At 47.2% G+C, this 10,637-nt stretch carries 16 protein-coding genes; all 16 read left to right on the top strand.

Annotated features, from left to right (window positions below; translation table 11 throughout):
- Positions 1-61 precede the first annotated feature (61 nt).
- The 16 genes from KNP04_RS14595 (at position 62) to KNP04_RS14670 (ending at position 10,253) form a co-directional block, all read left to right on the top strand.
- Positions 62-712: an adenylate kinase gene (locus KNP04_RS14595; protein ID WP_012727656.1), complete on the top strand. Its 651-nt coding sequence runs from the start codon at positions 62-64 to the stop codon at positions 710-712.
- A complete protein-coding gene (gene map / locus KNP04_RS14600) occupies positions 709-1,467 on the top strand; it encodes a type I methionyl aminopeptidase (protein ID WP_074032461.1) in 759 nt (252 codons plus the stop codon). Before KNP04_RS14595 ends, map begins: the two co-directional genes overlap by 4 nt.
- Before the next feature lie 105 nt (positions 1,468-1,572).
- Positions 1,573-1,791: a translation initiation factor IF-1 gene (gene infA / locus KNP04_RS14605; RefSeq protein ID WP_021066622.1), complete on the top strand. Its 219-nt coding sequence runs from the start codon at positions 1,573-1,575 to the stop codon at positions 1,789-1,791.
- A gap of 30 nt (positions 1,792-1,821) precedes the next feature.
- Positions 1,822-1,935, top strand: coding sequence for a 50S ribosomal protein L36 (rpmJ, locus tag KNP04_RS14610; RefSeq protein ID WP_003156543.1), 114 nt, complete (start codon positions 1,822-1,824; stop codon positions 1,933-1,935).
- Positions 1,936-1,954: 19 nt separating this feature from the next.
- On the top strand, positions 1,955-2,320 hold the full coding sequence (gene rpsM / locus KNP04_RS14615; RefSeq protein WP_012727653.1) for a 30S ribosomal protein S13: 366 nt from the start codon (positions 1,955-1,957) through the stop codon (positions 2,318-2,320).
- A 16-nt stretch (positions 2,321-2,336) separates the two neighbouring features.
- Positions 2,337-2,732, top strand: a complete 396-nt coding sequence (gene rpsK / locus KNP04_RS14620; RefSeq protein WP_012727652.1) for a 30S ribosomal protein S11 — start codon at positions 2,337-2,339, stop codon at positions 2,730-2,732.
- 92 nt (positions 2,733-2,824) lie between these two features.
- A complete protein-coding gene (locus KNP04_RS14625) occupies positions 2,825-3,769 on the top strand; it encodes a DNA-directed RNA polymerase subunit alpha (protein ID WP_012727651.1) in 945 nt (314 codons plus the stop codon).
- Between the two features lie 24 nt (positions 3,770-3,793).
- On the top strand, positions 3,794-4,147 hold the full coding sequence (gene rplQ / locus KNP04_RS14630; protein ID WP_012727650.1) for a 50S ribosomal protein L17: 354 nt from the start codon (positions 3,794-3,796) through the stop codon (positions 4,145-4,147).
- A 69-nt stretch (positions 4,148-4,216) separates the two neighbouring features.
- Positions 4,217-5,053: an energy-coupling factor transporter ATPase gene (locus tag KNP04_RS14635; protein ID WP_214876979.1), complete on the top strand. Its 837-nt coding sequence runs from the start codon at positions 4,217-4,219 to the stop codon at positions 5,051-5,053.
- A complete protein-coding gene (locus tag KNP04_RS14640; RefSeq protein WP_214876981.1) occupies positions 5,029-5,907 on the top strand; it encodes an energy-coupling factor transporter ATPase in 879 nt (292 codons plus the stop codon). Before KNP04_RS14635 ends, KNP04_RS14640 begins: the two co-directional genes overlap by 25 nt.
- Positions 5,904-6,695, top strand: a complete 792-nt coding sequence (locus KNP04_RS14645) for an energy-coupling factor transporter transmembrane component T family protein (protein ID WP_214876983.1) — start codon at positions 5,904-5,906, stop codon at positions 6,693-6,695. Before KNP04_RS14640 ends, KNP04_RS14645 begins: the two co-directional genes overlap by 4 nt.
- Complete coding sequence (truA, locus tag KNP04_RS14650) at positions 6,692-7,432, top strand: tRNA pseudouridine(38-40) synthase TruA (RefSeq protein ID WP_214876985.1); 741 nt, start codon at positions 6,692-6,694, stop codon at positions 7,430-7,432. Before KNP04_RS14645 ends, truA begins: the two co-directional genes overlap by 4 nt.
- A gap of 143 nt (positions 7,433-7,575) precedes the next feature.
- Positions 7,576-8,013 (top strand): 50S ribosomal protein L13, encoded by a 438-nt coding sequence (gene rplM, locus KNP04_RS14655; protein ID WP_026824852.1) that lies wholly within the window; start codon positions 7,576-7,578, stop codon positions 8,011-8,013.
- A gap of 25 nt (positions 8,014-8,038) precedes the next feature.
- Positions 8,039-8,431: a 30S ribosomal protein S9 gene (gene rpsI, locus KNP04_RS14660; RefSeq protein WP_012727644.1), complete on the top strand. Its 393-nt coding sequence runs from the start codon at positions 8,039-8,041 to the stop codon at positions 8,429-8,431.
- 134 nt (positions 8,432-8,565) lie between these two features.
- Complete coding sequence (locus KNP04_RS14665) at positions 8,566-9,597, top strand: P-loop NTPase (RefSeq protein ID WP_074032486.1); 1,032 nt, start codon at positions 8,566-8,568, stop codon at positions 9,595-9,597.
- Positions 9,598-9,608: 11 nt separating this feature from the next.
- The gene (locus KNP04_RS14670; protein ID WP_214876987.1) at positions 9,609-10,253 is read left to right on the top strand and encodes a KinB-signaling pathway activation protein; all 645 of its coding nucleotides are present in this window, start codon (positions 9,609-9,611) and stop codon (positions 10,251-10,253) included.
- Positions 10,254-10,637: the final 384 nt, after the last annotated feature.

Here is a 10,637-nt window from a genome sequence, read left to right on the forward strand (position 1 = left end):
CCCTTCCTTCCTGTCGTGTTTACAAGCCCTTCGTGAAAATCAAAACTGGAGGCTAACCGAGATGAATCTAGTACTCATGGGCTTACCGGGTGCTGGGAAAGGGACTCAAGCTGCTAAAATCGTAGAAGAGTACCAAATCCCTCACATTTCGACAGGCGACATGTTTCGTGCGGCAATCAAAGGCGGAACGCCACTCGGTAAAGAAGCCAAGTCGTTCATGGATAAAGGCGAACTCGTACCGGATGAGGTAACAATCGGAATCGTACGCGAACGTCTTAGCCAAGATGACACTGAAAAAGGTTTCTTACTTGATGGATTCCCGCGTACTGTTGCTCAAGCAGAGGCACTCGAAAGTTTGCTTAAAGATTTGGGGAAACAGATTGACCACGTCGTCAACATCGATGTGGATGCGGAAATTCTCGTTCCACGTTTGACAGGTCGTTGGATCTGCCCAACATGTGGTGCGACATATCACGTGATCTTCAACCCACCAAAAGTGGAAGGCATCTGTGATGTGGATGGGTCGGCTCTCATGCAACGTGAAGACGATAAAGAGGAAACGGTTCGCCGTCGCCTTGACGTCAACATCGAGCAATCGAAACCACTCATTGACTTTTACGCTGAAAAAGGGTATCTTCGTACATTGGATGGAGATCGTCCAATCGATGTCGTATATGCCGATGTCAAAGCATTACTCGGTGATACTGAATGATCATCACGAAGACGCCTCGTGAAATTGCGATTATGCGTGAGGCTGGGCAAATTGTTGCTCGAACGCACCAGGTGCTCAAACAGCACATAAAACCAGGAATCACGACGCTTGAGCTCGACCAGATTGCGGAAGATTACATTCGCAGCCAAGGTGCGACGCCATCGTTTAAAGGCTATAACGGTTTTACCGGTAGTGTTTGCGCTTCGGTGAATGAAGAGCTTGTTCATGGCATTCCAGGAAAACGGGTATTGAAAGATGGAGATATTATCTCAATCGACATCGGTGCCTACTATAATGGATACCATGGAGATTCCGCTTGGACTTATCCAGTGGGAACAATCTCAGAAGAGACACAGCGGCTACTTGACGTAACCGAAGAAAGTCTGTATAAAGGATTGGAGCACGCCAAGGCTGGAGGGCGATTGACAGATATTTCACATGCGATTCAAGCATATGTTGAATCACACGATTTTTCTGTCGTCCGCGAATACGTCGGTCATGGTGTTGGACAAAATTTGCATGAAGAACCGCAAATTCCACACTATGGTCCACCGGGGAAAGGGCCGCGCCTGAAGACTGGGATGACGTTAGCTATTGAACCAATGGTTAATGCTGGTCAACGCTATGTTCGAACACTGGCTGATAACTGGACAGTTGTCACAGTGGACGGTAGCATGTGCGCCCACTTTGAGCACACCATCGCCATCACAGACGATGGATACGAGATTTTAACGAAACTCGATTCCGGTGAATGAGGCTCTATTGTTTCATACTGATCCATTTTGGATCCTTCTCTCACAGTAGATGGCAATAGATCGTCTGTGCTCCTAAAGATCTTCATATAGAAAGGGGAATAAATGATGGCGAAACAAGATGTCATTGAAGTGGAAGGCACTGTTGTCGAACCACTTCCGAACGCAATGTTTAAAGTGGAGTTAGAAAACGGCCACACGGTGCTCGCGCACGTCTCAGGGAAAATTCGGATGCACTACATTCGGATCCTTCCAGGTGACCGCGTAACTGTTGAGTTGTCTCCATACGACTTGACTCGCGGGCGGATTACGTACCGTTATAAGTAACTCCGATTTTTCCAGGAGGAGGGTATACTCATGAAAGTAAGACCGTCGGTAAAACCGATTTGCGAAAAATGTAAAGTTATTCGCCGTAAGGGTAAAGTAATGGTAATTTGCGAAAACCCGAAACACAAACAAAAACAAGGTTAATTTCAGAGGAGGTGCACACATGGCACGTATTGCTGGTGTAGATATTCCACGCGAAAAACGTATCGTTATTTCGCTCACATACATCTATGGTATTGGTAAAACAAAAGCACAAGAAATTTTGAAGGCTGCTAACGTTTCTGAAGAGACACGCACACGCGACCTTACTGAAGATGAACTCAACCGTATCCGTGAAGCAATTGACGGAATCAAAGTTGAAGGTGACCTTCGTCGTGAAGTTTCACTTAACATCAAACGTTTGATCGAGATCGGCGCATACCGCGGTATCCGTCATCGCCGTAGTCTCCCTGTTCGCGGTCAAAACACGAAGAACAACTCGCGTACTCGTAAAGGCCCACGCCGTACAGTAGCGAACAAGAAGAAGTAAAGGAGGGAATTGAACAATGGCGAAACGTAAGCAAAACGTACGTTCTAAACGTAAAGTTAAAAAACATGTTGAAGTCGGTGTGGTACACATCCGTTCTACATTCAACAACACAATCATTACAATCACTGACACGCAAGGTAACGCGATCTCATGGGCTACTTCTGGTAACCTTGGATTTAAAGGATCACGTAAATCGACTCCGTTCGCAGCGCAAATGGCTGCTGAAACTGCAGCAAAAGTTGCAATGGACAACGGTATGCGTACAGTAGAAGTTAACGTTAAAGGTCCTGGTGCTGGACGTGAAGCGGCTATCCGTGCGCTCCAAGCTACTGGTCTCGAAGTTACTGCAATCCGTGACGTAACTCCAGTTCCGCACAACGGTTGCCGCCCTCCGAAACGTCGCCGCGTATAATCGCTTGAACGTGTGAGGGGCTTACCTAGCACGACAGCTTATACTTTAGCAGTTCAAACTGCACGGCAGGATATACTCAAGGAGGGGTTCAGATGATCGAGATTGAAAAACCAAAGATCGAAACGGTCGAAATCAGCGAGGACGCTACGTTTGGTAAATTCGTAGTAGAACCGCTTGAACGTGGATATGGCACTACTCTCGGTAACTCACTACGTCGAATTCTATTGTCATCGCTCCCAGGTGCAGCGGTAACAGCGGTTCAAATCGATGGCGTGCTTCACGAGTTCTCTACGATTGACGGTGTCGTCGAAGACGTTACTCAAATCGTACTAAACCTCAAGAAGTTAGCACTCAAAGTGTACTCGGAAGAAGAGAAAACGCTTGAGATTAACGTTTCAAGTGCCGGTGCTGTCACTGCGGCAGACATTACCCATGATAGCGACGTTGAAATCTTGAATCCTGAGCTCCACATCGCGACTCTCGCTGACAATGCGACGCTTCGCATGCGTTTGACTGCTCGCCGTGGTCGTGGTTACGTCCAGGCAGAAGATAACAAACGTGATGATATGCCGATTGGGGTCATTCCAATCGATTCGATCTATACACCGATTCAACGCGTGAACTACGAAGTAGATAAAACACGTGTCGGTCAAGACGCTAGCTTTGATAAGCTTTTATTAGACGTGTGGACAGATGGTTCAATTCGTCCGGAAGAAGCTGTATCATTAGGAGCGAAAATTTTGACTGAACACTTGAACATCTTCGTTGGTTTGACAGATGAGGCTCTCAACGCAGAAATCATGGTCGAGAAAGAAGAAGACCAAAAAGAAAAAGTACTCGAAATGACGATTGAAGAACTCGATCTCTCAGTTCGTTCGTACAACTGCTTGAAGCGCGCTGGCATCAACACTGTTCAAGAACTCGCAAACAAATCAGAGGAAGAGATGATGAAAGTTCGTAACCTCGGACGTAAATCACTCGAAGAAGTTCAACACAAGTTGGACGAACTCGGTTTGGGCTTGCGTAAAGAAGACTAAGTTCAACCGAAGGAGGGAAATGTAATGGCTTATTCGAAACTTGGCCGTACAAGCTCGCAACGCAAGGCGCTTTTGCGTGATCTTGCAACTGACCTAATCATCAACGAGCGCATTCAAACAACTGAACAAAAAGCGAAAGAACTTCGCCCAGTCGTTGAAAAATTGATCACTCTTGGGAAACGTGGCGATCTTCATGCCCGTCGTCAAGTAGCTTCATTCGTTCGTAAGGAGAACGCTGGAGAAAAAGACGCAATCCAAAAATTGTTCGAAGACGTGGCTCCACGCTACGCTGAACGTCAAGGTGGATACACGCGCATCATGAAAGTCGGCCCACGCCGCGGTGATGGTGCAGAAGTTGTAATCATCGAACTCGTCTAATTCATTAGGCAGTCAACAGGGCATGCGGTGACGTATTGCCCTGTTTCCACATCAGAAAGGAGTCGACCTATGGAATCGCAAATTATGGTACGGGACGTCGTATTTCATTACCCTGGACAGCCTGAGCCGGCACTTAACGGCCTGTCGCTCGATGTATATAAAGGGGAATGGCTTGCGATTGTCGGCCATAATGGTTCTGGTAAGTCGACACTGACGAAGTTGTGGAACGGACTTCTTATTCCTGAACAGGGGGAAGTCCGCGTCGAGACACTCGATCCATCGAACGCCGCAGACGTGTGGGACGTTCGAACTCGGATCGGGGTCGTCTTTCAAAATCCCGACAATCAATTTGTCGGGGCGACCGTGCGCGATGATGTGGCATTTTCTCTCGAAAACATGGGACTTCCACGTCAAGAAATGGTTCGTCGAATTGATGACAGTCTAGCGCGCGTTGGATTATCGGAACTAGCGGACCGTGAACCGCATCAGTTATCCGGTGGACAAAAGCAGCGCGTTGCGATAGCTGCGGCTCTCGCAATGCGCCCGCGTGTCCTCGTGCTCGATGAAGCGACCTCGATGCTCGACCCAATTGGGCGACAAGAGGTATTACAAACGGTAAGACAACTCGTCTCAGAAGGGATGACCGTTGTCGCCATTACACACGAGCTCGACGAAGTGTTGTTTGCCGACCGTATCATTGCATTATCGAAAGGTAAGATTGCGATGACCGGTACACCTGAAGACGTGTTTCAACATCCCGATACGCTTCGTGACATTCAATTGGATGTTCCGTTCATTGTCCGGATGCAACTCGAACTGAAGGCACGTGGCATTCCACTCGATCGTCTGATGCTACAACATTCGGAGTTGGTGAACCATCTATGCCGATACGCATTGAAGAAGTAACATATCAATATCAAATGAATACTCCGTTTGAACGAACCGCGCTGCGCGATGTGAATGTAACCATTCCGTCGGGAGCGCTTGTTGCGTTTCTTGGGCATACGGGCTCTGGGAAATCAACACTCGTTCAACATATGAACGGCTTATTACGACCGACTGATGGACGTGTCGTGGTCGATGATATCACGGTCACACCGATTCGAACGCGTCGTGATAAAAAACAAAATCTCTTGCCGCTTCGGCGTCGCGTTGGGCTCGTCTTTCAATATCCTGAGCACCAATTGTTTGAAGAGACGGTCGAACGCGACGTCATGTTCGGTCCGCGCAACTTTGGCGCGACAGATGCCGAAGCAAAAGAGCGTGCCCATGAGGCACTTCGTCTCGTCGGTTTAGATGAATCACTATGGGACCGTTCTCCATTCGACCTTTCCGGGGGGCAAATGCGTCGCGTCGCGATTGCGGGTGTCTTAGCGAGCCGTCCCGACGTCCTCATCGTCGACGAACCAACAGCGGGTCTCGATCCGATTGGCCGACGAGATATGCTGGCATTATTTAAACGATTACGAGAAGAGCTGAATCTAACGCTGATTCTCGTTTCTCACGATATGGATGACGTGCTCACTTACGCCGAACGCGTCGTCGTGATGGAGCGTGGACAGGTAGCGTTCGATGGCGATCCGTTTGAGTTGTTTCAGGATGAAGCTCTCGTACGTCGTCTCCAGCTTGATATCCCGCACGTTCTCCGATTCGCCCGTGATCTAGCACCGGCTTTTGGAGAAGCGGTCATTCCACTCGTACGAACGGAGGCCGAATTAGCGGATTGGATCGCAGAGCATTTGAGAGGGGGAGCCATATGATTATTGGTCAATATATACCGGGTCATTCCTGGCTCCATTCACTCGATGCCCGTGCGAAGACACTCTTTATTTTAGGATTTATCCCGGTCGTGTTTTTAGCGGATAACTTATGGACGAACTTATTTCTACTAGCGTTCACATTATTTGCGGTGAAACTATCACAACTATCTTGGCGTTATTTATGGAATGGGTTACGGATGATTCTCTTCTTGATCGTCTTCACGTTGATCTTGCAGTTATTATTTAATCGTGACGGGACACTCCTTTTTGAATTTGGCCCGATTGCCATTTACTCAGAAGGGATTCGGATGGGACTGATTGTCTCGCTCCGGTTCTTCTATCTCGTCATGTTAACGACACTCGTCACATTGACGACGACACCGATGGAATTGACCGATTCGATTGAAGCAGGTCTCCGACCGTTTGAGCGGATTCGTGTACCGGCACATGAGATTGCCTTGATGTTATCGATCTCGCTTCGCTTCTTACCAACTCTTGCAGACGAGACAGACCGAATCATGAAAGCCCAGCAAGCACGAGGGGTTGATTTGATGAGCGGTCCATGGAAGTCCCGTTTAAAAGGAGTCATCCCTTTATTGATTCCATTGTTCATCTCGGCGTTTAAGCGCGCTGAGGACCTCGCTACGGCGATGGAGGCTCGTGGGTATCGTGGGGGTGAAGGACGGACGAGGTTGCGTGAGATGGAGTGGCAGACGCGTGATACAGCAGTATTGCTGATCTTTGTCGCGTTAACACTCATATTGTTTGGATTGAGAGGGATTGGATGAGACGGATTAAACTGACAGTTGCCTATGACGGGACACACTACGCGGGATATCAAGTACAGCCAAATGGGAATACGATTCAAGCGGAGATCGAGGCAGTTCTAACACGAATGCATCGCCACCCCGTCAAAATTGTCGCCTCAGGTCGTACAGACGCTCGTGTCCATGCCTTAGGGCAAGTGATTCATTTTGACACTTCGTTACAGATGCCCGCGGAGCGTTTTGTTAAAGCGTTGAACGCGATGTTGCCCGACGACATCCTCGTCAAACAAGCAGAAGAAGCGGACACTGGGTTCCACGCGCGATATGGGGCGAAGCGAAAAGAGTATCGCTATCATATCCGTAAAACCGAAGATCCATTCAGAAGGCACTATGCTACCACGGTGACGTATGACCTTAGCCTTGGTCGAATGCGTGAGGCAATGGAACGATTAGTCGGAACTCATGACTTTACGTCATTTTCTGTGACAAAGGCGGAAGTCGAGGACCGTGTCCGTACGATCTATGAAGCAGAAGTGTTCGAAATGGGGGATGAGATCGTATTCCGTTTCGTCGGTTCTGGTTTCTTATATAATCAAGTACGTATCATGGTGGGGACGGTTATTGAGGTAGGGAGAGGCAAATATGAGCCAGCTGACATCACCGAAATGCTGGAAGCGAAAGACCGCCGTATGGCGGGGATTACCGCGCCTCCACACGGTTTGTATTTGTGGAATGTGAATTATGAAAAAGTAGATTGACATTCCCTCTATAAAATCGTATTATATTCATTGGCATTTCATTTTCACATTTAGAGATGAACCACAATCTTAGCCCCGTAAACTAGGATTATGATAAAGCATCAAAAAAATTAAGTGAACAGACATTTTAGGAGGTATTCCACATGCGCACAACATTCATGGCTAAAGCATCTGAAGTAGAACGCAAATGGCTCCTTATCGACGCAGAAGGCAAAACACTCGGTCGTTTGACTAGTGAAGTAGCATCACTTCTTCGCGGTAAGCACAAGCCGACTTTCACACCACACGTTGATTGCGGAGACCACGTCATCATCATCAACGCTGAGAAAATCAAATTGACTGGTAACAAATTGAATGACAAGATCTACTACCGTCATTCAGGTCATCCAGGCGGTTTGAAATCACAAACTGCAAAAGAGCTTCTCGCAAAACGTCCAGAGCGTATGCTTGAACTCGCGATCAAAGGGATGCTTCCAAAAGGATCACTCGGTCGTCAACAATTCAACAAACTCCACGTTTACGCTGGAACTGAACACAAGCATGAAGCACAAAAACCAGAAGTTTACGAACTTCGCGGTTAATCGAGACACAGGGAGGAACTAAACGATGGCAGATGTACGTTACTACGGAACAGGCCGCCGCAAACACTCGGTGGCTCGCGTTCACCTCGTTGCAGGTGACGGTAAAGTTGTTGTAAATGGCCGCGATATCTCAGAATACTTCGGTCATGAGACTTTAATCATGATGGCTAAATCACCACTCGTATTGACTGAAACAGAAGGTAAATACGATGTAATCGTTAACGTTAACGGTGGTGGATACACTGGACAAGCTGGAGCGATTCGCCACGGCGTATCACGTGCGCTTCTTCAAGCGGACCCAGAATTCCGTCCAAGCCTCAAAGAAAAAGGCTTCTTAACTCGTGACGCTCGTATGAAAGAACGTAAAAAATACGGTCTTAAAGCAGCACGTCGCGCACCACAATTCTCGAAGCGTTAATCTTCGCGAAGTGGTTCGAACTCTCCATCCTTTCGGGTGGAGAGTTTTTTGTTTGAATTAGTCGATTCCAAAGCCGTCAAGAAAACGCTTTTTTTGATATACTGATATCGAAACAGTTATAAGGGGGAAGCGATATGCTTACAGTAGAGCAAGTACGCGAGGAATTGGCGGGGCTCGTTGATCCAACGATCAACCGAACGCTTGGAGATACAGCGGGAGTCAAAGACATCCGCATTAAAGAAGACTACGTCAGTGTGAAAGTGGCACTCGGACAAACAGGGAGCGGGGAACAGCTTCAGTTACAACAAGAGATCGTCACATTGCTCAAGGGGAAAGGCTTTAAGACGGTCGGGCTTCGCTTTGAAGCATTGAACGATGAAAGTTTGAAGGAGGCAACGAAGCCGGCAATCCTTCGTGAGAATTCAGGAACGACATTTATCGCTATCGCTTCAGGTAAAGGTGGCGTAGGGAAGTCGACAGTATCCGTCAACTTAGCGGTTGCGCTTGCACGTGCTGGGAAGAAAGTTGGATTGATTGACGCGGACATTTACGGTTTCAGCGTTCCGGATATGCTCGGAATCGAAGAACGTCCGGTCGTTCGTGGAGAAAAAATCATTCCAGTTGAGCGATTTGGTGTAAAAGTCATCTCGATGGGCTTCTTCGTTGAAGATAATGCACCTGTTATCTGGCGCGGACCGATGCTCGGGAAGATGCTCAACAACTTCTTTAATGATGTGGAGTGGGGAGACCTTGACTATCTATTGCTCGACTTACCACCAGGAACAGGAGATGTCGCGCTCGATATCCACTCTATGCTCCCATCATGTCAAGAGTTGATTGTGACGACACCTCATGCTACAGCAGCCTTCGTTGCTGCCCGTGCAGGAGCAATGGCGATTAAAACGAACCATAAAGTGTTAGGCATCATTGAGAACATGGCTTACTTCGAAAGTAAGGTCACAGGCGAGAAAGAATACGTATTTGGGTATGGTGGTGGAGAAAAACTCTCAGAAGCACTGAAGAGTAAACTCCTCGCTCAAATCCCACTCGGTCAACCGTATGACAACGAAGAAGACTTTGCACCATCTGTGTATCGTGATGGGCATCCGTTTGAGCATACGTATGATGAGTTGGCGCAAGCAGTCATTCAACAAATAGAAGGGTGAATCGGTGAGAGATGAAAGTACAAGGTTTTTTACGTTTGTTTTGGACAACGCTCGTTTTTGGGACGTTGTTTGGGTTCCTGATGAATTTATTGGCGAACCCGGGTTATTTGGTCAGTCAGTCCTGGGAGGCAATTGTCACGGCGCTTAGTTACTCGAGTACATGGACCGGGATCAGCATGATGGGCTTCTTCGCCTATTTAATCATCCACCGAGTCGGTCTCGACTTGTTTAGAGGACCACGTCTATGGAATCGTGTTCAAGTATTGCTGATTGCTTTTGCAATCTTTGATGCCGTTTATTTACGAATGCTCGCATTTGGGAACGATCATATGTGGCGTTATATCGGTGAGATGGTCGTGTTATTAATTGTTGCTTGGATAGTTGCTGCAAGTAAGGCGAAACAAACGAATATGAGTGCTTTCATTCCGACACTCTTCTTAATGACGGTGATTACGTTAATCGAATGGATTCCAGCGCTTCAAACAACTGATGAAATCCCATTACTTTGGCCAGCACTCGCGACACTCGTGTTTGCGAACGCCTATCAAGTATTGATGCTTCATCGTTTCCAACAGACTGGACAAGTTGCAGAGCCGACTTCATCAGAAACAGCAAAGAAGAAAACAAAAAAGCAGATGTCTTCTAAGTCATCCTAACGATCGAGCGGTCGTGGATTACTCCTTGTCAGGGGTTGATCCACGACTGTTTTTTTCTTTTAGTGATGTTAATAGAAAAAAATAAAGTTTTTTTAGAAAAACAGTTGACGGTTTTTTAGGATGCTGATATATTAATAAACGTCGCTGATGTTGTTCACGAAACGATAATCAGAAAGCAAAAAAAATAATAAAAAGTAGTTGACTTTCACAAGTCAAGTCGCTATTATTAAAAAGTCGCTAACACGACAACGATTGGTCTTTGAAAACTGAACGATGAGGCAAAAATAAGTTTTACAATTTTTGAATGAAGCGCAAGCTTCGTCAATTTAAGAGCTATATCAAATTCTTTGGAGAGTTTGATCCTGGCTCAGGACGAACGCTGGC

Source organism: Exiguobacterium sp. CH10, assembly GCF_018617635.1.
Taxonomy (GTDB): Bacteria; Bacillota; Bacilli; order Exiguobacteriales; family Exiguobacteriaceae; genus Exiguobacterium; species Exiguobacterium aestuarii_A.